The organism is Pengzhenrongella sicca (assembly GCF_017569225.1).
Taxonomy (GTDB): domain Bacteria; phylum Actinomycetota; class Actinomycetes; order Actinomycetales; family Cellulomonadaceae; genus Pengzhenrongella; species Pengzhenrongella sicca.
The window spans coordinates 855,044-878,001 of record NZ_CP071868.1; the positions used below are offsets into that span (position 1 = coordinate 855,044).

Here is a 22,958-nt window from a genome sequence, read left to right on the forward strand (position 1 = left end):
CGGTCAGCCGAGCTCGGGGTGGCGGGCGCGCACGATCCCGAAGGACTCGTGCGCGACCTCGAGCGTGCGGGCGATGTCGGCGCGCGTCAGGGACGCGTTGAGGAAGTGGTTGTGGTGCGACGTGAGGAACACCCCGCGCTGCACGCACTCGGCGACCCACTCCTGGTGCAGCATGAGCGAGTCGTCGTCCGCGAGGCGCAGGTAGAACAGCGCCGGCGCGCCCGAGGTCACCAGGTGCAGGCCCTGGTCGGCCGCCGCCGCGACGAGCCCGGTCGTGAGCTCCGTGCCGAGCCGGTCGAACAGCGCCGGGCCGTCGAGCTCGCGCAGCTTCGTGATCGTCGCGATCCCGGCCGCGAACGGCACAGCGCTCATCCAGTACGAGCCGGTGTAGGACAGGCTCGACACGACCTCCTTGAGGGACTCGCGCCCGCACAGGGCCGACACGTTGTAGCCGTTGGCGAGCGCCTTGCAGAAGCAGATCAGGTCGGCCTTGAAGCCGAAGTAGTGGTCCGAGCCGGCGAGGTCGAGCCGGAACCCGGCGCGGACGTCGTCGACGATCAGCACGACGCCGTGGTCGTCGCAGAGCCTGCGCACGCCCTGCCAGAAGCCGGCGGCGGGAAGCTCGTTGTCGACGAAGTTGCCGTGCATGTACGGCTGCGCGATGAGCCCGGCGATCTCGCCGCGGTGCTCGGCGAACATCCGCTCGAGCGCAGCGAGGTCGTTCCACGGCGCGTAGAGGTTGTGGGCGACGTCCTCCTCGAGCACGCCGGGGTAGTCGAGCTTCTGCGTCCACGGCGCGACCCCGTGATAGAAGCCGTCGAAGAACACGATCTTCTTGCGCCGGGTCGCCGCGCGCGCGGTGAGCACCGCGAGCGTCGTCGTGTCGCCCCCGTTCTTGGCGAAGAACGCCCAGTCCGCGCTCGCGACGGTGTCGACGAGCAGCTCGGCGAAGTCGACCATGATCGCCGACGGGATCGTCACCACGTCCTCCTTGGCGCGCTGCACGGCGGCGGCGGCCTCGACGTCGGCATCCCGGTAGCCGAGCACGTTGGGCCCGTACCCGCACATGTAGTCGATGTACTCGTTGTCGTCGAGGTCCCAGAAGCGGGAGCCCTCGGCGCGCGCCGAGAACAGCGGGAAGGACGTCTGCGGGATGTAGCAGCCCTCGGAGGGGCCCTGGTGGCCGTAGATGCCCGACGGGATGACCGCGAACGCGCGGTCGAACGCCGCCCGGCTCTTCGCGTAGGTGTACGGCGTCGTGATCGTGGGAGTGGCGAACGTGGTGGCGGGGACGGTCAGGGGGCTGCTCATGGGGGTGCTCACTCTCCGAGGTACTGACCGACGCGGTCGAGGATGCGATTGACGTTGTCGACCATGGACACGGTGCCGCGCATCGAGATGGTGCCGTCGCAGATGCCCGCGATCGCGCTGGCCTCGCCGGCGAGCAGGCGGCCGGCGACGCCGAGGTCCGCGAACGTCATCGCGGCCTTGGGCCGGGGCGAGGGCTCGGGCAGGAACGTCATGCGGTGGTCGGCGATGCGCAGCGTGTAGGCGAACGAGCCCGTGACCTCGAGCGCGACGTCGCCGTCGGGGATCAGGTGCGCGCTGAACCGGCCGCTGCGGTCCTCGTTCGCGAGCTGCGCGACCGCGGCGACCGCGACGTGCAGGGTCAGCGCGGTGCTGGTCGCGCGGAACTCGGGGTCGGCGAGGTCCTCGGGGGAGGGCTTGAGGTACCGCGCGAGCAGCTCGGTCAGGGGCGCGAACACGCCGGTGAGGAAGCGGATCCGGTGGAAGCCGCTGACCGGGATCGGCTGCGCGGTACCGTCCACGACCTTGTTGAAGGCCGCCGGCCCGACGAACGGCATGACCACGGTGGCGGTCGACCGGCCGGCGACGACCTCGACCTTCCCGCCGCCGAAGGCCAGCACGCCGCGCGGGCCGCCGCGCACGACGAACGCGATCGTCACCGGCCGCGGGTCGCGGGCGAGGAGCTCGCGCGCGGCCGGCACGCGCCGGCACAGCTCGGGGAGCGCGCCGAGCACGGCGTACAGGTTCACGAAGGCCGCCGCGCGCGGTTCGGTCTCGGTCAGCATGGTGCGGCGTCCTGCCTGTTGGGGTTGGGGGTGGGGGCGGAGTTGGTGTCGGAGGGGGCGGGGGAGTCGAAGGGGCTGGGAGGGTCGGTGGGGTCGGCGGGGCCGGCGAGCGCGGCGAGCGCCTTCGCCGCGAACACGACCGTCGCCCGCGCCGCCGCCGTGTCCCGGTCCGCGAGCCAGCCGAGCGTGAGCCCGTCGGTGAGGGTCACGAGCAGCCGGGCCGCCGTCGGCAGCGGCACCCTCCACCGGTAGCCGCTGACCTGGGCGGCGGTCGCGAGCGACGCCTCCGCGGCCGCGCGGTAGGTCGCGTACTGCGCCCCGAGCGTGGCCTCGTGGCCGGGCGCGTGCAGCGCGTGCAGGCTCAGCTCGAGCAGCGCGCGCTCTCGCCGCGGGTCCTCGATGAGGAGGTCGAGAAACCGGTCGAGCCCCGCGCGGATGACGTCGACGATCGCGGGCGCCGGGCCGGCGGGGGAGTCGAGCGGGAGGAGGCCCTCAGTGGCGGCGCGGTGCTCCTGCGCGGTGACGTCGGCGATGACGGCCTCGAGCAGGTCCTCCCGCGAGGCGAACGCGTAGTGCAGGCTCGCGAGCGACATCCCCGCCTCGGCGACGACGGCGCGCGTCGTCACCCCGCCGACGCCGTCGCGCGTGACGACGCGGATGGCGGCGTCGACCAGGGCGCGGCGACGGTCGGCGACGGGGATGCGGGTCACGGGGTCACTGCGCCGTCAGTCGGCGCGCGACGGCGAGCGAGACGCGCCGGGGCACGAGGCCGGCGACGACGGCGGTCAGCTTGTTGAGCGGGCCCGCGACGACCGAGGGCGGCGGGTTGCGACGGCCGAGCGCGTGGAATGCGACGTCGACCACCTCGGCGACGGTGAGGATCTGGCCGACCTTGAACCCGTCCGAGCCCGCGGCCGCGAAGAACTCGGTCTGGGTCGGCCCGGGGGATAGCGCGAGCACCGTGAGGCCGGTGCCGCGCGTCTCGGCCCAGATCGCCTCGGTCAGGGAGCGCACGTACGCCTTGGTCGCCGCGTACACGGCCAGGTTCGGGCCGGGCAGGTACGCGGCCGTGCTGGCGACGTTGAGGAGCACGCCGGCCGGCGCCGCCAGGAGTGCGGGCAGGAAGAGCCGCGACAGGACCGTGACGGCGGTGACGTTGAGCGCGATCTCGCGCGCGATGCGGTCGGGGTCGGTCGCCGCGAACGGCCCGAAGCTGCCGAAGCCCGCGCTGTTGACGAGCGCGTGCACGGCGAGGTCGCGCTCGGCGACGGCGGCCAGCAGCCGGGCCGGGGCGTCGGGCTCGGTCAGGTCGAGCGGCACGACGTGGGCGGTCGCGCCGTGGCTGGCGAGCAGCTCCGCGGCCAGGGCGGCCATCGGCTCGCTGCGGCGGGCGACGAGCACGAGGTCGTCCCCGCGCGCGGCGAACCTCCGGGCGAACTCGACGCCGAAGCCGGAGCTCGCACCGATCACGACGGCGACCGGGCGGCCGGAGCGGGGGGCGGTACTGGCGGGCTGTGTGCTGGCGAGCTGTGTGCTGATGGGCTGCGTGCTGATGGCGGGCTCCGACCTCAAAGCAAGTGGGTCGTCCGACCCACTTGCTCAGCCTGCGGCCTCGGAGCGCCGGGCGCCAGGGGCGCGCCGAAGTGTTTACACGGTGGTAACCGCCGAACAGGGCGCCCCGCTTTCCCGGGAGCTGCCGAGTGTGGGCGTTCCGCTCTCGCGCCGGCGCGTGTGGGCCTCTTGCCGGTGCGGAGCGGGGTCAGGGGACCGAACGCCCACGCTCGCGCCGTCGACGACCGAATGCCCACACTCGCCGAGCCGGATCGCCCGTCCTCAGCGCTCGTGGCCGACCGCTGCCTCCAGTTCCTGTGCGCGTGCTCCCGTCGTGCGGTCTGTCCGCGCCGGGGTGAGGGCGACGGCCGCGGCGCTGAGGGTTGCGCAGGCCGCCATCGCGAGCACCATCGGGACGGCGCTCCGCTCGCCGGCGATCCCCACGAGCGGGGAGACCGCCGCAGCGAGCGTGAACTGCAGGGCGCCGAGCACCGCGGAGCCAGTTCCGGACGCCCCCGGAACCTGTCCGAGGGCCAGGGTCGTCGCGTTCCCCGCGACCAGGCCGAGCGAGCCGACGGCGAGGAAGAGCAGCGCGAGCGTCGGCCACAGCGGCAGGCCCCAGGCCGTGGCGCCGACCACGAGCAGCAGGCTCGCGCCGAGCATCACCGCGGCGCCGACGACGACGAGTCGGCGCGGGCCGGTGCGCGCCACGATCCGCGCGCTCACGACGCTCGCGACGATGATGCCGACGGCATTCACCGCGAACGCGACCGAGTACCGGCCGGGGGACAGGCCCAGGATGTTCTGCAGCACGAACGGCGACGCCGCGATGTACGCGAACATCGTGCCGAAGCAGAACACGAAGCTCAGGGTGTACCCCACGAAGCTGCGGTTCGTCAGGACCAGGCGGGCGTCGCGCCCTAGCGCGCCGAGGCCGCCGGCGCTGCGGAGGTGGACCGGGTGGGTCTCGGGCACCGCCCGGACGACCGCGAGCACGAGGACGACGGCGAAGCCCGTGAGCACCCAGTACACCCCGCGCCAGCCGACCGCCGGGACCAGTGCGCCCCCGAGCAGCGGAGCGACCACCGGGGCGACGCCCTGGATCACCATCATCGCGCTGAACAGCTGCGCGGCGCGGATCCCGCGGGCGACGTCGGAGATGACGGCCCGAGCGAGCACGATCCCCGCGGCCCCCGCGAAGCCCTGGACGAACCGCGCCCCGACGAGCCACGCGGCGTCGGGGGCCAGCGCGCAGGCCGCGCCGGCCGCGGCGCACACGACGGTCCCGACGACGAGCAGCCGGCGCCGCCCCCACTGGTCGGAGAGCGGGCCGATGACGAGCTGGCCCGCCGCCAGGCCGATGAGGAAGGTCGTCAGCGTGAGCTGCACGACCGACGCGGAGACCCCGAGCTCGCCCGCCATCGCGGGCATCGCGGGCAGGTACATGTCGGTCGCGAGCGGGGTCAGCGCGGTGAGGAGGGCGAGCGTGACGAGCAAGATGCGGCGGATCTCGAGCGCGGTGCGCGGCTCGGGTGCGGTGTCGGGCACAGTGAACTCTCTTTTGTCATGGATGTATGTCTAAGACTATATCTAAATATCGAGCTATCATCGTCAGGTGGACCCCCAGCCGACCTCCGCCGATCTTGCGGCCGCCCTGCAGGCCCTCGCGTTGCGGCTTCCTCGGTTGGTCGAGCGGACGCTCGGCATGGGCGCGCTGCCGCGGTCGGAGCTCGAGGTCCTCATGCTCGTGGTGGACGGCTCGCGGCCGACCGTCAGCGACGTCGCCCGCGAGCTCGGGCTGCAGACGTCCAACGTGAGCACGACCGTGCATCAGCTCGTCGAGCGGGGCCTCGTCGCGCGCATCCCGAACCCCGGGGATCGCCGGAGCAACCAGCTCGTCCCCACCCCGCGGGCGGTGGCCGAGAAGGCGGCGATCACCGGGGCGTGGGTGAGTCTCGTCGGCCAGTTCCTCGACGGGCTGCCCGACGGCGATCGGCGCGTGCTGGTCGCCGCGGCGCCCACGCTCGCGGCGCTCGCGCGCAGCCGCGCCGGCCGAACCGCCTGACTCGGGGCGCGAGCGCCGCTGTTCGAGCGCGTGCTGGCACCGGGCGCTCCGCCGCGCGCTCCGCCGGGCGAGCGGGCACCCGGCGAAGCGCGGAGCTGGGCGGAGGGGGCGTCAACCGCCGGCGAGGATCCCGTCGATCTGACCCAGCGCGAGGGTCAGTCCCTCGACCACGCCCATCTGGACGAGCTGCTCCATCTGCTCGAGCGTCGCAAAGTGGGACGTGATGGTCATCCGCGTGCCTGCGGCGGTCTCCTCGAGCTCGACCACCGACCGGGTCGTGGGCATGGACGGGTCGGGAGTGCCGGCGTCGTCGGCGAACCCGTCCTCGAACTCGAGGGACCGGGGCTCGTCGACGGACAGGAACTGCCACCACCCGTGGCCCGTCGACCCGTCGGGGCCGGTCATGTAGTAGCCGGACCGCCCGCCGACGACGACGTCGTGCTGCACGAAGGTCGCCGGCCAGGTCGGCGGCCCCCACCAGCGCTCGAGCTGGCGCGGGTCCTCCCAGAGCTGCCAGGCGCGCTTGGGCGCTGCCGCGAGGTCGGCCACGATGGTCAAGGTCAGGGCGGCGGTGTCGGGCGTGGTGCTGATGACGGTCATGTGGGGTCTCCTTCTGCTGGCTGGCCGAGGATCTCGTCGATGCGGCCGATGCGGCCGCGCCAGATCTCCTCGTAGCGTCCGAGCAGCCGGGCGGCTGCGCGGACCGTCGTAACGTCGCCGGACACGATCTGTTCACGTCCGCGGCGCGTCTTGATGACGAGCTCGGCCCGCTCGAGCACGGCGACGTGCTTCTGCACGGCGGCAAAGCTCATGTCGTAGTTCCGGGCGAGCTCGGACACCGACGCCTCCCCGCGCAGCACGCGCGTGACGATGTCGCGCCGGGTGGGATCGGCGAGGGCGGCGAAGATCCGGTCCGCCGCGTCCTGCTCCTCCGGATGTACAACCATGTGGTTGTACGTTACGCGCGAAGGCCGCCGCCGGCAAGGGGTCGCAGTCCCCTCGTGCCGACGGCGGCGGTCGTGCTGCGCGCTCGCGGGCGCCGAGCTCGGGCTCAGGCGAGGATCGCCTCGAGGGTCGCGATCGAGCCGCGGGTGTGCAGCGACGTGAGCGTCCGCTCGTAGGCCTCCCGGAACCTGTTCTCGTCCACGATCGAGCCGAACACGTCGCGGTTCGCGATGAACGCGTCGATGTCCGTCCGGTTGTGCCCCGCGACGGCCTGCAGGCTCTCCGCGAGGCGGTCGTCGATCTCGATCGGCGCACCCTGCTCGTCGACGCCCTCGGCATAGCGGGCCCAGCTCGCGACGATCGCGGCCGAGAGCTCGACGTCCCCGCCCGAGGCGAGGTTGTCGCGCACGACGGGCATGAGCCACTTCGGGATCCGGTCGGAACTCTCGGCGCACAGGCGGGCGACGGTGTCGGCGACGTACTCGTTGCTGAACCGGTCGATGAGCTTGTGCTTGTACGCGTCGAGGTCGACGCCGGGCAGCGGCGACAGCGTCGGCGTCCCCTCCTCGTCCATGTACCGCAGCAGGAACCGCGCGAACAGCGGGTTGCGCGCGACGTCGTGCACGGCCCGGTACCCGGCGAGGTAGCCGAAGTAGCACAGGCCCTGGTGGCTCGCGTTGAGCAGCCGCAGCTTCATCAGCTCGTACGGCGCGACGTCCTTGACCACCTGGACCCCGGCGTCCTCGTACGGCGGGCGACCGTCGGCGAACTTCTCCTCGAGGACCCACTGCGTGAAGTCCTCGCACACGACGGGCCAGCCGTCCTCGATGCCATACGTCGCGGCGACGTCGGCGCGGTCGGCGTCGGTCGTCGAGGGGGTGATCCGGTCGACCATCGAGTTCGGGAACGGCACGTGCGCCGTCATCCACGCGGCGAACTCCGGGTCCAGCGCACGGGCGTAGGCGGTGAACATGCGCTCGGCGACGTGCCCGTTCTCCTGGATGTTGTCGCAGCTCATGACCGTGAACGGGGCGATCCCGCGGTCGCGGCGCAGCCGCAGGCCCGCGCAGACGAGCCCGAACACGGTGCTCGGCGCGGTCGGGTTCGCGAGGTCGGCGACGACGGCGGCGTTGCCCAGGTCGAACTCCCCGGTCACGTGGTGAAAGTTGTAGCCACCCTCGGTGATGGTTAGCGACACGATGCGGATCGCCGGGTCGGCGAGCCTCTCGACCGCGGCGGCCGGGTCGTCGGGCGCGAAGACGTAGTCGATGATCGAGCCGATCACGCGCACGTCCCGCGTGCCGTCGGGGTTCTTTGCGACCAGCGTGTATAGGCCGTCGGAGGCGGTGAGGACGTCGCGCATGCGCGCGTCCGAGGCCATCACCCCCATGCCGCAGATGGCCCAGTCGCTCGCTAGCCCGGAATTCATCAGGTCGTCGAGGTAGCGGGCCTGGTGCCCGCGGTGGAAGCCGCCGATCCCGAAGTGGATGATGCCGGCGGTCAGCGCCGAGCGGTCGTACCGGGGGGTGGCGACGGGTGCGGAGATCTGCCCCAGGTGGGCGTTGTCGAGCTTCACGGTGACTCCTTCGAAGTGCAGGTGGGACGAACGGGCTAGCGGTGCGCTAGCGGGTGGCGGGGCTAGCGGGTGCCGTGGCTCAGGTCGGCGAGCGCGGCGTCGTCGACGACGTCGGTGGCGGGGACGCCGTCGAACCCGGGCTGGGTGCCGCGCAGGACGGCGGACATGACCGCCGCGACGAGGTACAGCGCGGCGAACAGGAGGACGAGGCCGCGCGCGCCGAGGCCGTCGTACAGCAGCGCGACGAGCAGCGGGCCGGCGAAGACGGCCGCGCCGATGCCGAGGTTGTAGGAGCTCATCGCGGCCCCAGGCTGGTTCGGGGCGAGCGAGACGGCGATTGCCGACAGCGGCACGAAGCCGGCCAGGCCGATCCCGAACACGGCGCCGACGCCGAGGGTGAGCGGGTACGCCAGGGCCCACCCGTGGGTGATCGCGTACTCCGGCACCACGTACAGGCCGAGCATCGACACCGAGCAGAGCACCGCGCCGAACCAGATCACGGTCCGGCTCCAGCCGAGGCGGTCGCCGAGCCAGCCGAAGAAGAGGTTGAACGGGATGTTCACGGCGTAGATGACGGTGGTGAGGATGAGGAACCGGCCGATGGACCAGTGGAAGTGGTCGACGAACAGGGCGGGGAAGAAGATCGCCATGCCGTAGGTCGGCACCGAGTTGATGGTGCGGGTGAGCATCACCAGCGCCACCTTGGGGTTCGTGGCGAGCAGCTTGAGGCCGTAGGTGAGGACCTCGAACGTCTTGTCGGTGTTCTGGACCAGCGGGGCGCGGCCCGTCTTCTCCTTCACCCCGATCAGCGCGATGAGGGCGCCGACGCAGATCAGGCCGAGCGAGACCCACAGGGTCTGGTACATCGTCATCGAGAACACGTCGAGCGTGGTCGTCGCGACCAGCGCGCCGAGGGTCGGCAGTCCCGTCGTGAAGGCGACGTAGAACCAGCCGATCGCGCTGGCCATCCGCTTGGCGTTGGCGGTCGCGGTGATCCAGACCAGGAAGCCGTAGGCGAAGAAGGGGTAGCCGAAGCCGCGCAGCCCGTAGGTCACGAACACGAGCGCGACGTTGTCCACCGTCAGAGCGACCACGAGGAAGATCACGTCGAACGACGCCCAGATGATCGCGCCGATCATCATGACCCGGCGCGGCCCCCAGAGGTCGGACAGGGCCGCCGACGAAAAGGCCGCGATCGCGACGGCGACGCCGTAGACCGTCACGAGCGAGCCGACGAGCGGGATCGAGTAGCCGTGGTCCTGCTGGAGGAACGGCGCCAGGATGTTCGTCTCGACGCCGTCGCCGATCATGAACAGGCACAGCCCGACGAAACCCCAGATGAGTGGGCGGGGTAGGCCGAGCCGGTCGAGGATGCCCTCGGCGGCGAGCCGCTCGGGGCGGGGGGCCTGCTGGGGAACTGCGAGCGCTGCCATGTCGCGTCCTTGCGATGGTCCGTCAGATCGGGGCCGTCCGTGCGTGGCCCGTGATCTCGGTCTCAACAAAACTAACACCAAACTTCGCAGTTCTAACACCATGCGTGAGAGGTGTGAGAGGAGAAGGCGCGTGAGATATCATCTGCGCTGTGAAGTATGAGAAAGACGATGAGGTCCAGACCGCGCCCGCTGTGCCCGCCGCGCCCGCTGTGCTACCCGCGCCCGCTGTGCTCGCCGCGCTTGACGGGTTGACGCCCGAGGCGCGCCGCGCCGAGCTCACGCGGTACGTCGCCGAGCGCACGACCGCGAAGGTCGAGGAGCTGGCCGAGCGCTTCCAGGTGAGCGCCATGACCGTGCATCGTGACCTCGACGTGCTGGCGCGTGCCGGCCTCGTCGAGCGGATCCGGGGCGGGGCCCGCGCGATCCCTCGCCACCTGTCCGAGCGCGACGTTCGCCTGCGGACCGGCACCAGGTCCGCCCAGAAGGAGGCGCTCGCGCTCGCGGCGTCGGCCCTGGCGCGCGACGGCGACATCGTCGCCTTCGACGACTCCACGACGGTCGCCGCGATGTGCCCCCACATCGCCGTCCGCCGGCCCTCCGCGGTGATCACGCACTCGCTCGGCGTCATGCACCGGCTCAGCCGCGACCACCCGGACATCACGCTCGTCGGCCTCGGCGGGCAGTACTACCCCGAGACGGACTCGTTCCTGGGCGCCGTCGTCGTCGACCAGATCACGCGCGTCTTCGCCGACGTCGCCTTCCTCTCCACGACGTCGCTGCGCAACAACGCGCTCTACCACCCGGACGCGGAGGCCGCGCTGACGAAGCGGGCCCTCGTCATGATGGCCGAGCGCAAGGTCCTGCTGGTCGACTCCTCGAAGTTCGAGGTGAAGAACGGCCTCTATCTCGTCGTCGACCTTGCGGCGTTCGACGACGTCGTCGTCGAGGCGACCCTCCCGGCCGAGCACCGAGCCCAGCTCGAGCGCCTCGACCTCACCGTCCACTACGTCCCCGCGACGTAGCCGAACCCACCAGGAGCCAACGATGTCCCCTCAGTACGTGCTTGGAATCGACTCGTCCACCCAGTCCTGCAAGTCGGTGCTCGTCGACGCCGAGACCGGACAGATCCGCGACCTGCGCAGAGCGCCGCACCCGGGCGGCACCCAGGTCGCGCCGCAGGCCTGGCGCAGCGCGCTGACCGACTCGTGCGACGACCTCATGCCCCAGGTTGCCGCCGTGGCCGTGGCCGGGCAGCAGCACGGCATGGTGGCGCTCGACGCGGACGGCGCGGTCGTGCGCCCGGCGATGCTGTGGAACGACACATCGTCGGCCCCGCAGGCGCTCGACCTGATCGAGGAGCTGGGCGGGCCGCAGCGCTGCGCCGACACGGTCGGGAGCGTCATGGTCGCCTCGCTCACCGCTTCGAAGCTGCGCTGGCTGCGTGACAACGAGCCCGAGAACGCGGCCCGGACGTCGCACGTCCTGCTGCCGCACGACTACCTGACCTGGCACCTCGGCGGCTGCAAGGAGATGACCACCGACCACGGCGACGCGTCGGGCACCGGCTACTACTCGACGTCGGACCGGGCGTTCCTGCCGGGCCTCGCGGGGCGCGCGCTGGGGCACGCCGTCGGCCTGCCGCGGATCGCCGGCCCGCGCGAGATCGTGGGGGAGACCGTGCACGGCGCGCCCATCGCGCCCGGCACCGGCGACAACATGGCGGCCGCGCTCGGGCTCGGGCTGCGCCCGGGCGACGTGTGCCTGTCGATCGGGACGTCCGGCGTCGCGTCGGCCGTCGCCGAGCGCAGCGTGCATGACGGCTCGGGGATGGTCACCGGATTCGCGGACGCGACCGGCCGCTATCTCCCGCTGGCCTGCACGCTCAACGGTGCCCGCGTGCTCGAGCTCGGGGCGCGCCTGCTCGGCGTGGACCACGAGGAGTTCGGCCGGCTCGCGCTGTCCGCCGAGCCCGGCGCCCACGGGGTCTGCGTGCTGCCCTACCTCGACGGCGAGCGCACGCCGAACCGGCCCAACGCGAACGGCGTCATGCGCGGGCTGACGACGGCGACGAGCCGCGAGGACCTGGCGCGCGGCCTCGTCGAGGGGCTGCTGTGCTCAATGAAGGACGCCGTCCTCGCGCTCGAGGCCGCGACGGGCGTGCCCACGCGCCGCATCCTGCTCATCGGCGGCGGCGCTCAGTCGGCGGCGGTCCGGCAGATCGCGCCCCAGGTGTTCGGGGTCGGCGTGGACGTTCCCGAGGCCGGCGAGTACGTCGCGCTTGGCGCCGCGCGCCAGGCGGTCTGGGCCCTCAGCGGCGACGTCAACCCGCCCGAGTGGAAGGGCGCGGCGTTCACCACCTTTGACAGCACGCCCGAGCCGCAGATCTACGAGCGCTACGCCGAGCTGCGCGACCAGACCGAGCCCTGGGCTTGACGCGCCGTTCGAACTGCTCACAAACGTGGACGACTGCCCGATGAGTCAGGCAGATCGTCAGGTGGCCGCATCGTGGGCTACTTTGCGGCGAACGTGCGCGACAATTGCCCCGACGACCGACGAAGCGGACGGCGGTCCGGTGCCTGGGTTCGACGGCATCCGCGACCACTAGCAGTCCCGCGCTCATCCATTGGCGCACTGACGTGAGGATCTGCGATGAGCCCGGCGCCCGTGATCAGGCAGCGTCTAGCGCGGGCGACCGGGCGCCTGACGGGTGCGGTCAGGGCGTCCACGCGGCTGAGCGTGCCGACGTCGGTGCTGCTCATCGCCGCGCTGCTCGCGGTGGCGAGCTGGGTCACGCGGCTGTCGGGCGGGGCTCCGACCGCGTACGTGCACGCGTTCTACCTGCCGATCATCTACGCCGCGAGCCGGTTCCACTGGCGTGTCGCCCTGCCGACCGCCGTCGTCGCCGGCTTGCTGGCCGGTCCGCTGATGCCGCTGAACACGACGGGTGGCGCCCAGCAGAGCGCGACGGAGTGGCTCGTGCGGCTCCTTGCGTTCGTGATGATCGGTTGCCTCGTCGCGGCGTTGAGCAAGGGCTCGAACCGATCGTTCACGGCGATGGTCACGGACGCGCGGCAAGCGCACCTCCTGCGGCTCGCGCTGGCGCAGGGGCAGCTCGTGCCCTACTACCAGCCGATCATCGATCTGCGCACGGAGCACGTGGTCGGGTTCGAGGCGTTGAGCCGTTGGCAACACCCGGTCCGCGGGATCGTCCCGCCGGCCGACTTCATCCCCCTCGCCGAACGGACCGGCATCGACGTCGCGATCGGGATCCACATGGTGGCGGCGGCGGCGAGGCAGACCGCGACCTGGCATGCGGCCGGAACGCGCGACCTGGTGATCGCGGTCAACATCTCGGCGAACCACGTCTGCCAGCAGGGCTTCATCGGGCACATCACGCAGGCGCTGGATCGCTCCGGCCTGCGCCCGGAAAACCTCTGCATCGAGATCACCGAGACCGCGATCATCCACGACCGGCGCACCGCGCTCGCGAACATCACGCACCTGCACGATCTCGGCGTGCTGATCTCGCTGGACGACTTCGGCACCGGCCAGTCGACCCTCGCATACCTGCAGGAGTTCCCGATCGACATCGTGAAGATCGACCAGTCGTTCGTCAGCCGCGTCGACATCGACCCGAAGTGCGCGGCGCTCGTCCTTGCGATCATCCAGATGGCGCACGCGCTCGGCGCGACCACGGTCGGCGAGGGCATCGAGCGGGCGTCGCAGCTGCAGGCGCTCGTCGCGCTGGGCTGCCACCAGGGCCAGGGCTACTTCCTGGGGCGCCCGGCCGCGCCCCTGGCCCCGGACGCCCCGGAGCTGCGGCCGCTCGTCGAGCCGCTCGCCGCCGCGACATCTCACCCAGACCGATCGCTCACGTAACTGGACGCTTGTCCGATTGGGGGCTGAGAACGCCGACGCGCACGCTCGTGCGCGGTGCGGCGGGCGGAAGCACGGGTCGACCTCCGCACGCGCGGGGAGTTTCGACGGGCCGGGCCGGACGCGTTGTTGGGCAGCTCACTGGTGAGCCGCACCCCGCCCTGGATGACCCCTGGCACGACTGCGCCCGCGCATCGCTGGCGGCGCCGCCGCCCCCGATCGACAAGGACCCGATGAACGCTCAGCCGCCGCCCGCCAGCAGCACCCTCCCCCCGCGCAGGCGGGGCCCCGCGCGCTGGATCGGCGACCGATCCATTCGCACGAAGATCCTCGCGCTGATCTGCCTGCTCGCGGTCGTCGCGATCTCAACAGGCGTGCTCTCGGTGCTCTCGATGGGACGGATCGTCGCGACGACCGACCGGCTCGTGACCATTGAGCGCGAGGTCAGTTACACCCGCGGTGAACTCAACGCCGGTCAGCTCAATGCGCGGAACCTGGTCGCCCAGCTCGCGGCGGTTCAGTCCGAGGCAGACGAAGCGCCCTGGCTCGTGAAGCAGACCGCGAACGACGCGGCGATGCAAGAGCTGGCCGCCACGTTCACCGCCTCGGAGGGTGTGACGCTGCCGAGCTGGGCGGCCTTCGAGACCGACTACGCCGCGTGGCGCGCCTTCCGCGACGCCGAGCTCGTCCCGGCGGCGATCGCTGACGTGCCCGGCGCCTACGACGTTCTGCTCGAGGACGAGAGCCTGCCCCTCGTCGCGACCTACGTCGCCGACCTGGTGGCGCTTGACACCGAGATCACCGCGGTCGCGAGCGGTCTGGCGTCGGATGCCGACGCAGATGCCGCCTCGGCGATCCGCGTGCTGATCGGCTCGCTGTCGCTCGCCCTCGTCGCGGTCCTCGGCCTCGCTGTCGTGGTCGCCAACGCGATCCGCCGGGGGCTCAGCCGGGTGGAGACCTCGCTCTCCGCGATGGCCTGCGGCGACCTGACGGTGGCCGCGCACGTCGTCGGCAGGGACGAGATCGGCCAGATCGCCGCCGCGCTGGCGACGACGCAGGCGTCGCTGCGCGTGACGCTGGCTGGGGTGGGCGAGACGGCCCAGACCGTCGCGGCCGCCGCCGAGGAGCTGTCGGCGGCGAACGCTCAGGTCGCCTCGGGCTCGGAGGAGACCAGTGCGCAGGCCGGCGTCGTGGCCGCCGCCTCCGAGCAGGTATCGCGCAACGTCCAGACCGTCGCCGCGGGCGCCGAGCAGATGGGCGCCTCGATCCGCGAGATCGCCCAGAACGCGAACCAGGCCGCCAAGGTCGCGGGCACCGCTATCGGGGTCGTCGCGTCAACCAACGAGACGGTGGCACGGCTCGGCGTCAGCAGCCAGGAGATCGGAGCCGTCGTCAAGCAGATCACCTCGATCGCCGAGCAGACGAACCTGCTCGCGCTGAACGCGACGATCGAGGCGGCTCGCGCGGGCGAGGCGGGCAAGGGCTTCGCCGTCGTCGCCGGCGAGGTCAAGGAGCTCGCGCGCGAGACCGCGCGAGCCACCGAGGAGATCACCCGACGGGTCGAGTCGATCCAAGTCGACACGACGGGCGCCGTCGCCGCGATGCGCGAGATCAGCGCGATCATCGCCGCGATCAACGACTACCAGCTGACGATCGCCTCGGCGGTCGAGGAGCAGACGGCCACGACCAACGAGATGTCCCGGTCCGTGACGGAGGCCGCCACCGGCTCGGGCGAGATCGCGGGCAACATCGCGGGCGTCGCCTCCGGCGCCGCCGCGTCGACCGAGGTGCTCGTCCAGATGGGCGCGTCGATGGACGACCTCGCCCAGATGTCGACCGAGCTGCGCGAACGGCTGGCGACCTTCACGTACTGACAGGCAGCGATGCCTCGATCAGGCTGATGATCTCGGGCGCGTCGGGCGGGGTGCGGGGGTGGAACCGGTGCGCCCCGCCCGCCGGCGTCACGAGGAACTTCTCGTAGTTCCACCGGACCCGCCCGGCCCTCCCGGTGGCATCCGGCGCCCGGGTGAGCTCGGAGTACAACGGGTGCTGCGTGCGGCCGTTGACCTTGATCTTCGCGAACATCGGGAACTTGACCGGGTGCGTCAGGGCGCAGAACGCGAAGATCGACCGTTCGTCGCCCGGCTCCTCGAAGAACTGGTTGCTCGGAAAGCCCAGCACGGTGAACCCCCGGTGCCCGAACCGCCGCTGCAACGCCTCGAGCTTCGCGTACTGCGGCGTCGGGACGCAGCGCGTGGAGAAGTTGACGAACAGCCGGACCTGGCCCGCGTACGGCGCAAGCGTCGTCGGCCGCCCAGCGAGGGTGTGCACCACGACGTCGTCGACATTCACCCGCGTCGGCGCGGTCACTGCCACTCGGGCCACGGCAGGTCCGCCGGGCTGGTGATATGTCATCTCGTCCCCATCGTCAGGAACCGTCCGGCCTTGAGCGGTACGCGGCCGACGACGTGCGAACCGCGGTGTGAACAGGGCCGTTGCCGCTGGCGCCATCGACTCTCATCACGGGAGGCGTCCCCGCGGCGTGACGGTTCAGTCCACCGAGGGCCCCGCCGAGAGCCCCGTCGAAAGCTCCGCTGTGGGGGCCGTCGGTGCTCCCGCCGGGGGTGCGGGCGCGCAGTCGGCCCGCGGCGAGTTGATACCCCCAGGGGTATAGTGACGTCACGTCCACTTACCAAAAGGAGCCACCCATGTGCAGTCCGGCCCGTTGTGACCGTTGCGGAAAGATCTCCTGGACCGGCTGCGGGATGCACGTCGACGAGGTGATGGCCGATGTCCCGCCGGCTCAGCGGTGCGTCTGCCGCTGACGCCGCTGCTCTGCCCCTGATGGCGCTGGCTCTGCCGCTGACGCCGCTGGCTCTGCCCCAGACGGCGTAGGCGGTGCACGACCTGCTCCACGCTGCGCCGGCGCCCCTACTCCGCCCCCCATCCAGTTCTCAGAGGTATCTGCGCGTCAGCCGCACCGATACCGCTGAAAACCGGGTGGGGGGGAGGGAAGGGAGGGAGGGGAGGGGTTAGGGGGTGGGGAGGGCGGTGAGGGTTTGCCAGCCGCCCGAGAGGTTGCGGGCCTCGAAGCCCTTGGCGCGCAGGATGGCCGTCGCTAGGTAGGAGCGCACGCCGCTTGCGCAGTGCACGCTGATCTCGCGCCCGTCGGCGGCCGCGCTCACCTCGGCCAGTCGGTCGCGGAGCTCGAGGTGCGGGATGTTGAGCGCCTCGTCGAGGTGGCCCGCGGCGTACTCCTGCCGCGAGCGCACGTCGAGCACGAGCGTGGTCGCGCGCACCGTGTCGAGGTTCCACGCCTGCCACTGCGGCATCTGCCCGTCCAGCGCGTTCTGCGCGACGAAGCCGAGCATGTTGATCGGGTCCTTGGCGGAGCCGTACGGCGGCGAGTAGGCGAGCTCGAGCTCGGCCAGGTCGTCCGCCGTCATCCCGGCGCGCAGCGCCGTCGCGAGGACGTCGATGCGCTTGTCCACCCCCGCGCGGCCGACCGCCTGCGCCCCGAGCAGCGACCCGTCGGGCGCGAAGCTCGCGACCAGGTGGAGCTGCTCCGCGCCGGGGTAGTAGCCCGCGTGGTGGCCGGGGTGCAGGTGCACGACCTCGTGCTCGATGCCCGCCCGCCGCAGCGCCGCCTGGCTCGCGCCCGTGGTGGCCGCGGTCAGGCCAAAGACCCGCACGATCGCGGTCGCGAGCACCGGCCGCTGCCGGGTCGTGCGGTGGCCGCACATCGAGTCGGCGGCCCGTCGTCCCTGGCGGTTGGCCGGCCCCGCGAGCGGCACCGCGAGGCGGACGCCCGTGACGTCGAGCACCGACTCGGCGGCGTCGCCGACGGCCCAGATGTGCGGGTCGGAGGTTCGCTGGTCGCCGTCGACGCGGATCGCGCCGCCCGGGCCGAGGTCGAGGCCGGCTTCGCGCGCGAGGTCGCTCGCGGGCCGCACCCCGACGTTGACGACGACGACGTCGGCCCCCAGCACGGCGCCGTCGGACAGGGTGACGGTCACGCCGCCCGCCGCGTCGGACGCGATCGCCCGCGCGGCGACGCCCAGGTGCACCTCGACGCCGTGCGCGGCGAGCTCGGCGGCGAGCAGCGGCGCGAGCTCGGGGTCCAGCGGCGGCAGGACGTGGTCGGCGAGCTCGACGAGCTGCACGTGGAGCCCGCGGGCGACGAGCGCCTCGACGGCCTCGAGCCCGATGAAGCCCGCGCCGACGACGACGGCGCGCGGCTCGCGGGTGGCGGCGCCCGGGGCGGCGCCCGGGGCGGCGAGCAGCGGCGCGAGCGCGGCGGTGAGGCCGTCGACGTCGGGCACGGTGCGCAGCGCGTGCACGGCGGGGTGGTCCAGGCCGGCGATCGGCGGGCGGATCGCGACGGCGCCGGGCGCGAGAAGAAGGGCGTCGTACGCGAGGTCGTAGGCGCCGTCGGCCGCCTGGACGCGCACGTGGCGGGCGTCCCGGTCGATGCTGACGACCCGGTGGCCCGTGCGCACGTCCAGGTTCAGGGCGGCCGCGAGCGTCGCCGGCGTGTGCAGCAGCAGTGCATCCCTCTCGGCGATCTCCCCCGAGAGGTAGTACGGCAGCCCGCAGTTCGCGAACGAGATGTACTCGCCCTGCTCCAGCACGACGATCTGGGCGTGCTCGTCCAGGCGGCGCGCTCGCGCGGCGGCGCTCATGCCACCGGCGACCCCGCCGACGACGACGATGCGCCGGCCCCCGGGCGCGCTCACCGGCGGACCTCGCCGCCGGCGCGCTGCCACATCGCCATCCCGCCGGACAGGCTGGTGGCGTCGAAGCCGAGGCCGCGCAGGTGCGTGGCGGCGGTGCGCGAGCGCATGCCGCTCGCGCACACCACGACGACGGGCCGGTCCGTGCGCAGGCGGCGCGTCGCCGAGTCGATCCGGGCGAGCGGGACGTGCATGGCGGCCGGCGCGTGGCCGGACGTCCACTCCGAGTTCTCGCGGACGTCGAGGAGCGTGGCCCCGGCGCGGACCAGCTCGAGCGCGCGGGCGGCGTCGACCGTCGGGCCCAGGCGTCCGTCGCTCGGCCCCGCGGCGAAGCGGCGGCGGACTCGGTCCAGGAACGTCGCCGGGGCGTCGGTGGAGGCGGCGGTGGGGGAGCCGGTGGGGCTGTCGGACGGCGAAGCGGTGGTCACGGTGTGCTCCATTCGTTTCTGGCCACTATACCCTCGGGGGTATCTGGTGACGAGGGACAGCCGACGACCGAGCCGCCGGTCGCCTGCCACTGGGCGATGCCGCGCCGCAAGTCGTCTCGCGCGAGCGGGCGGCCAGGGCGAGCAGGCAAAAGGTTGGTGAGACCCCAAGATTGGACTATCTCCAATGACTAGGCCATCCTGGCGGGGTGATGTCCTCCGCCGAGCTGCTGCGCGACCGCCACCTGCGCGTCACCGCCGCGCGCGTCGCGGTGCTCGAGGTGCTGGCGGGGCGCAGCCATCTCACGACCGAGCAGGTCGCGCTCGCCGTGCGTGCCCGGATCGGGACGGTCTCGATGCAGGCCGTCTATCACATGCTCGACAGCCTGACCGCGGCGGGGCTGCTCCGGCGGGTCGCGCTCGGAGGTGCCGCGGTGCGCTACGAACGCAGGGTCGGCGACAATCATCACCACGCCGTCTGCCGTTCGTGCGGCGACGTCACCGACGTCGACTGCGCGTCCGACGAGCGCCCGTGCGGCACCCCGCCGGACCCGCAGGGCTATCAGATCGACGAGGCCGAGGTCATCTTCTGGGGCACCTGCCCGCAGTGCCTCGCGTCCCGCGCAGTTCCCACCACCACGAAGGGTCTTTCATGAGCCAGACGATCGACATCGGCATCCCGGATCAGCAGCTCGCGACGATCGTCCACGGGCTCTCGCGCGTGCTCGCGGACTCGTACACGCTCTACCTCAAGAGCCACAACTACCACTGGAACGTCGTCGGCCCGATGTTCCACTCGCTGCACACGATGTTCGAGGTCGAGTACTCCGAGCTCGCGCTGGCCGTCGACGAGATCGCCGAGCGCATCCGCGCCCTCGGCGCCCCCGCCCCCGCGACGTACCGCGAGTTCACCGAGCTTGCCGTCGTGACGGAGGACACCGACCGGCCCGACGCGCAGGAGATGATCCGCCGGCTCGTCGCGGCCCACGAGGCGACGGCGCGGACGATCCGCGAGGTCCTGCCGATCGTCGAGGGCGCACCCGATCAGGTCTCGTCCGACCTGCTCGTGCGCCGGCTGGACGTGCACGAGAAGACGGCGTGGATGCTGCGCAGCATGCTCGCCTGACGGCCGTCCGAGGAGGCCCGGTGGGTACCCTCCGGGGTATTCTGTCCGGACGCACACACGAGGGAGCCGGTATGGAGCTCGACCCGAACGAGATGGGCAAGGTCATCAACCGACTCAAGCGGGCGCAGGGCCAGCTCGCCGGCGTGGTCCGGATGCTCGAGGAGGGCCGGGACTGCGAGGACGTCGTCATGCAGCTCTCGGCTGTCAGCCGCGCCCTGGACAAGGCCGGCTTCGCGATCATCGCGACCGGCATGAAGCAGTGCCTGATCGAGTCGGACGGCAAGGAGACGCTGGACGTCCAGAAGCTCGAGAAGATGTTCCTGTCGCTGGCCTGACCCGTTCGTCGCCGCGCCGGTGGTGGGTCGCCGGCGGGGCAGGGCCGGGGGAGCGGCGGGTCGGCCGCGGGTCAGCGGCGGCGCGGGATGCCCGCGAAGCGGGGCGTCCGCGCGGCGTACTCGGCGTAGCCCGGGAACCTGCGGGCCAGGCGCGCCTCCTCCCAGCGGGCTTTGACCGTCAGGAGAGTTGCGAGCAGGCCGAGCACGAGCAGGCGGAGCGCGCTGCCGGAGGCGACCGTGAGGCACGCGGCGGTCAGCAGCAGCCCGCCATAGATCGGGTGCCGCGAGAAGCGGTAGAGCCCGCCCGTGCGCAGCTCTGCGCGCGCGTTCGGCAGCGGCACGGCCGTCAGCCCGCGGCCGAGGGACGCCGCCGCGATCACCATCACGACCACTCCCACGATCGCGCCGACCGTGCAGGCCGCCGCCAGCGCCGCCGGGACGGGCCAGTCCGAGCGGCCGCGCAGCGCGACGAGCAGCGCGAGCAGCGCGAACTGGCCGACAACGAACAGGTGTGCGGTCCGAACCTCCCGGCGGGCTGGACGTCCGGGGGCAGCGCCGGCGGCATCGCTGGCGCCGTCGCCAGCGGCAGCGCCGTCGTCGGCCGATTCGTCCGCCGCGGACGGTGGCACCGTCAGGGGTGAGCGATCGCGGCGAGCACCGCGGCGCGCGCATCGCCCTGCGCGCCCAGCACCGTGCGGATCGACATGGTCGCGAGCATCCGGACCATGCCCGGGCCCATGTGCCCGGTCGCCACGACGTCGACCTTGTGGTCGATCAGGATGCGCGCCACGCGCGCGTGGTGGGAGCCCTCGGTGCCCTCGTCGTGCGACACGTCCCAGCCGACGTCGAGCTCCTGCCAGTCGGTGATCTGGCCGTCTGCGGTGGTCGCGAAGGCGAGCCGCCGGGCGCGCCCCCAGCCGTTGCCGGCCTGGCCGTCGCCGAGCACGGGGATGCAGACGATCATGGGACGCTCCATCGGCTCGCGGGTCGTGCGGGGTGCCCAGGGTAGTCCGGCTACCGGTCGCGGCCGCGGCGCGGGCGACTCGCCGCCCGTCGGCGCGGAGCAGGTGACGCACGGGGCTGGGGCCGACGTCGGGGGGAGCGCAGCGGCCCCAAGAGCTCACTCGCGTACCGCGCGCGTCGCTGAGGTTCACCCGACCGGGCTGTGCGACCGGATCGGCAGCGCGACCCGGCCGGGCAGTGCGACCCGACACCGGGAAGTGCGGCCTGACCAGGCGACGCGGCCGGGCAACGCGCTCGGGCAGCCGATATGCTGGCCCCGGTGCGCCGGGAAGTCTGGTCGGCAACGTCTCCGGCGACCCCGGCGGCGTGGTGACCTTCCCTCTGATCCCTGGAGCATCCATGACCGCCTCTACGCCGCGCACGCCAGACAGCAGCTCGCCCGGCCCGAGCAAGCCCGGCCCCAACACGCCCGGCCCCAGCACCCCCCGGCTCTTCGGCCGCGGCTCGTGGGGTGAGGCCGGCCGGATCGGCGACATCCTGCGCAAGGAGACGATCGGCGGCGCACTGCTGCTGGTCGGGGCCGTCGTCGCGCTCGGGTGGGCGAACTCGCCGTGGTCGGCCGGGTACGACGCGCTGCGCGCGGTCACGTTCGGCCCGGCGGCGCTCCACCTCGACCTGAGCCTGGCAACGTGGGCGGCCGACGGGCTGCTCGCGATCTTCTTCTTCGTGGCCGGCCTCGAGCTCAAGCGCGAGTTCGTCGCGGGCGACCTCAGCGACCCGCGGCGCGCGGCCGTGCCGATCGCGGCCGCCGTCGGCGGCGTCGCGGTTCCCGCGCTGCTCTACACGATCGTCAACCTCACTGCGGGCAGCGGGCAGGTGCGGGGCTGGGCCATCCCGACCGCGACCGACATCGCCTTCGCCCTCGCGGTGCTCGCGGTGATCGGGCGGCACCTGCCGGCCGCGCTGCGCACGTTCCTGCTCACGCTCGCCGTCGTCGATGACCTGCTCGCGATCGCGATCATCGCGATCTTCTACACCGACGACCTGTCCGTCGGCCCGCTCCTGGCGGCGCTGGTGCCGCTCGCGCTCTTCTGGTTCCTGGTGCAGCGCCGGGTCCGCTCGTGGTGGCTGCTGCTCCCGCTCGCGGCCCTGACCTGGGCGCTCGTGCACGAGTCCGGCGTGCACGCCACCGTCGCCGGCGTGCTGCTCGGCTTCGCGGTCCCGGTGATCCGCAGCCAGCGGGCGGGCGGACCGGACGCGGGGCCGGGCCTGGCCGAGCACTTCGAGCACCGGTTCCGGCCGATCTCCGCGGGCTTCGCCGTGCCCGTGTTCGCGCTGATGTCCGCCGGCGTCACGGTCGGGGGGATGAACGGGCTCGTCGTCGCGCTCACCGACCCGATCGCGGTCGGCATCCTCGTCGGCCTCGTCGTCGGCAAGCCCATCGGGATCCTCGCCGCGACCTGGCTCGTGGCCCGGTTCACGCGCGCCGAGCTGGACGACGGGCTCGCGTGGGTCGACGTCGTCGGCCTCGCGATCCTCGCCGGGATCGGGTTCACCGTGTCCCTGCTCATCGGCGAGCTGGCGTTCGGGGCGGGCTCGGTGAGCGACGAGCGAGCCAAGATCGCGGTCCTTGCGGGTTCGCTTGCCGCCGCGCTGCTGGCGACCGTGGTGCTTCGGATCCGCAACCGCGCCTACCGGCGCATCGAGGAGGCGGAGGCCGTCGACGCCGACCGCGACGGCACCCCCGACGTCTATCAGCGCGAGATGTGACGTTGTGCGACCAACCGGGCGAAATCCGGCCATCCGCCCGACGCGCAGGCCTGCCGGGAGTCTCGGT

Annotated in this window: 23 protein-coding genes; 9 read left to right on the top strand and 14 right to left on the bottom strand. The window is 72.5% G+C overall.

The genetic code is table 11. From position 1 onward, the window contains the following. Positions 1-3: 3 nt before the first annotated feature. The 5 genes from J4E96_RS03800 to J4E96_RS03820 form a co-directional block, all read right to left on the bottom strand. Complete coding sequence (locus J4E96_RS03800; protein WP_227424461.1) at positions 4-1,311, bottom strand: aminotransferase class III-fold pyridoxal phosphate-dependent enzyme; 1,308 nt, start codon at positions 1,309-1,311, stop codon at positions 4-6. Positions 1,312-1,319: 8 nt separating this feature from the next. Beyond that, positions 1,320-2,093 (bottom strand): hypothetical protein, encoded by a 774-nt coding sequence (locus J4E96_RS03805; protein WP_227424462.1) that lies wholly within the window; start codon positions 2,091-2,093, stop codon positions 1,320-1,322. Continuing rightward, positions 2,087-2,803: a TetR/AcrR family transcriptional regulator gene (locus J4E96_RS03810; protein WP_227424463.1), complete on the bottom strand. Its 717-nt coding sequence runs from the start codon at positions 2,801-2,803 to the stop codon at positions 2,087-2,089. Before J4E96_RS03810 ends, J4E96_RS03805 begins: the two co-directional genes overlap by 7 nt. A 4-nt stretch (positions 2,804-2,807) precedes the next feature. Further along, a complete protein-coding gene (locus J4E96_RS03815; RefSeq protein ID WP_227424464.1) occupies positions 2,808-3,563 on the bottom strand; it encodes an SDR family NAD(P)-dependent oxidoreductase in 756 nt (251 codons plus the stop codon). 363 nt (positions 3,564-3,926) lie between these two features. Continuing rightward, positions 3,927-5,192: a multidrug effflux MFS transporter gene (locus J4E96_RS03820; protein ID WP_227424465.1), complete on the bottom strand. Its 1,266-nt coding sequence runs from the start codon at positions 5,190-5,192 to the stop codon at positions 3,927-3,929. Between the two features lie 67 nt (positions 5,193-5,259). On the opposite strand from J4E96_RS03820, the gene J4E96_RS03825 reads away from it, so the two are divergent. Next, positions 5,260-5,709, top strand: coding sequence for a MarR family winged helix-turn-helix transcriptional regulator (locus J4E96_RS03825; RefSeq protein ID WP_227424466.1), 450 nt, complete (start codon positions 5,260-5,262; stop codon positions 5,707-5,709). 111 nt (positions 5,710-5,820) lie between these two features. On the opposite strand, the gene J4E96_RS03830 is transcribed toward J4E96_RS03825, so the two are convergent. The 4 genes from J4E96_RS03830 to J4E96_RS03845 form a co-directional block, all read right to left on the bottom strand. Then, on the bottom strand, positions 5,821-6,309 hold the full coding sequence (locus tag J4E96_RS03830; RefSeq protein WP_227424467.1) for an SRPBCC family protein: 489 nt from the start codon (positions 6,307-6,309) through the stop codon (positions 5,821-5,823). Beyond that, a complete protein-coding gene (locus J4E96_RS03835; protein ID WP_227424468.1) occupies positions 6,306-6,656 on the bottom strand; it encodes an ArsR/SmtB family transcription factor in 351 nt (116 codons plus the stop codon). The genes J4E96_RS03830 and J4E96_RS03835 overlap by 4 nt, the downstream gene beginning before the upstream one ends. A gap of 104 nt (positions 6,657-6,760) precedes the next feature. Next, positions 6,761-8,230, bottom strand: coding sequence for a mannitol dehydrogenase family protein (locus tag J4E96_RS03840; protein ID WP_227424469.1), 1,470 nt, complete (start codon positions 8,228-8,230; stop codon positions 6,761-6,763). Positions 8,231-8,292: 62 nt separating this feature from the next. Further along, a complete protein-coding gene (locus J4E96_RS03845) occupies positions 8,293-9,663 on the bottom strand; it encodes an MFS transporter (RefSeq protein ID WP_227424470.1) in 1,371 nt (456 codons plus the stop codon). 149 nt (positions 9,664-9,812) lie between these two features. Here J4E96_RS03845 and J4E96_RS03850 point away from each other — a divergent pair, with 149 nt between their 5' ends. The 4 genes from J4E96_RS03850 to J4E96_RS03865 all read left to right on the top strand — a co-directional run bounded on the left by J4E96_RS03850 (position 9,813) and on the right by J4E96_RS03865 (position 15,413). Continuing rightward, a complete protein-coding gene (locus tag J4E96_RS03850; protein WP_227424471.1) occupies positions 9,813-10,685 on the top strand; it encodes a DeoR/GlpR family DNA-binding transcription regulator in 873 nt (290 codons plus the stop codon). A 22-nt stretch (positions 10,686-10,707) separates the two neighbouring features. Then, on the top strand, positions 10,708-12,096 hold the full coding sequence (xylB, locus tag J4E96_RS03855; RefSeq protein ID WP_227424472.1) for a xylulokinase: 1,389 nt from the start codon (positions 10,708-10,710) through the stop codon (positions 12,094-12,096). A 216-nt stretch (positions 12,097-12,312) separates the two neighbouring features. Next, complete coding sequence (locus J4E96_RS03860; RefSeq protein WP_227424473.1) at positions 12,313-13,542, top strand: putative bifunctional diguanylate cyclase/phosphodiesterase; 1,230 nt, start codon at positions 12,313-12,315, stop codon at positions 13,540-13,542. Positions 13,543-13,772: 230 nt separating this feature from the next. Next, entirely contained in the window at positions 13,773-15,413 is a 1,641-nt protein-coding gene (locus tag J4E96_RS03865) for a methyl-accepting chemotaxis protein (protein WP_227424474.1), read from the top strand. On the opposite strand, the gene J4E96_RS03870 is transcribed toward J4E96_RS03865, so the two are convergent. The 3 genes from J4E96_RS03870 to J4E96_RS03880 form a co-directional block, all read right to left on the bottom strand. Beyond that, positions 15,403-15,915, bottom strand: coding sequence for a glutathione peroxidase (locus J4E96_RS03870; RefSeq protein WP_227424475.1), 513 nt, complete (start codon positions 15,913-15,915; stop codon positions 15,403-15,405). The two genes, J4E96_RS03865 and J4E96_RS03870, sit on opposite strands and share 11 nt — an antisense overlap. A 656-nt stretch (positions 15,916-16,571) precedes the next feature. Then, the gene (locus J4E96_RS03875) at positions 16,572-18,275 is read right to left on the bottom strand and encodes an FAD-dependent oxidoreductase (protein ID WP_227424476.1); all 1,704 of its coding nucleotides are present in this window, start codon (positions 18,273-18,275) and stop codon (positions 16,572-16,574) included. Further along, entirely contained in the window at positions 18,272-18,700 is a 429-nt protein-coding gene (locus J4E96_RS03880; RefSeq protein ID WP_227424477.1) for a rhodanese-like domain-containing protein, read from the bottom strand. Before J4E96_RS03880 ends, J4E96_RS03875 begins: the two co-directional genes overlap by 4 nt. A gap of 209 nt (positions 18,701-18,909) precedes the next feature. Between J4E96_RS03880 and J4E96_RS03885 the strand changes: the two genes are divergently transcribed. The 3 genes from J4E96_RS03885 (at position 18,910) to J4E96_RS03895 (ending at position 20,158) form a co-directional block, all read left to right on the top strand. Continuing rightward, the gene (locus J4E96_RS03885; RefSeq protein WP_227425654.1) at positions 18,910-19,353 is read left to right on the top strand and encodes a Fur family transcriptional regulator; all 444 of its coding nucleotides are present in this window, start codon (positions 18,910-18,912) and stop codon (positions 19,351-19,353) included. Then, on the top strand, positions 19,350-19,823 hold the full coding sequence (locus J4E96_RS03890) for a Dps family protein (protein WP_227424478.1): 474 nt from the start codon (positions 19,350-19,352) through the stop codon (positions 19,821-19,823). Before J4E96_RS03885 ends, J4E96_RS03890 begins: the two co-directional genes overlap by 4 nt. A gap of 71 nt (positions 19,824-19,894) precedes the next feature. Further along, positions 19,895-20,158 carry a metal-sensitive transcriptional regulator gene (locus tag J4E96_RS03895; protein WP_227424479.1) on the top strand — a complete coding sequence of 88 codons (264 nt, stop codon included), beginning with the start codon at positions 19,895-19,897 and terminating at the stop codon, positions 20,156-20,158. 71 nt (positions 20,159-20,229) lie between these two features. Here J4E96_RS03895 and J4E96_RS03900 read toward each other — a convergent pair whose 3' ends face one another. Beyond that, entirely contained in the window at positions 20,230-20,787 is a 558-nt protein-coding gene (locus J4E96_RS03900; RefSeq protein WP_227424480.1) for a methyltransferase family protein, read from the bottom strand. A 2-nt stretch (positions 20,788-20,789) separates the two neighbouring features. Next, positions 20,790-21,122 (bottom strand): NifB/NifX family molybdenum-iron cluster-binding protein, encoded by a 333-nt coding sequence (locus J4E96_RS03905; protein WP_227424481.1) that lies wholly within the window; start codon positions 21,120-21,122, stop codon positions 20,790-20,792. A 398-nt stretch (positions 21,123-21,520) separates the two neighbouring features. Between J4E96_RS03905 and nhaA the strand changes: the two genes are divergently transcribed. Further along, positions 21,521-22,891 (top strand): Na+/H+ antiporter NhaA, encoded by a 1,371-nt coding sequence (nhaA, locus tag J4E96_RS03910; protein WP_227424482.1) that lies wholly within the window; start codon positions 21,521-21,523, stop codon positions 22,889-22,891. The last annotated feature ends 67 nt before the right edge of the window (positions 22,892-22,958 follow it).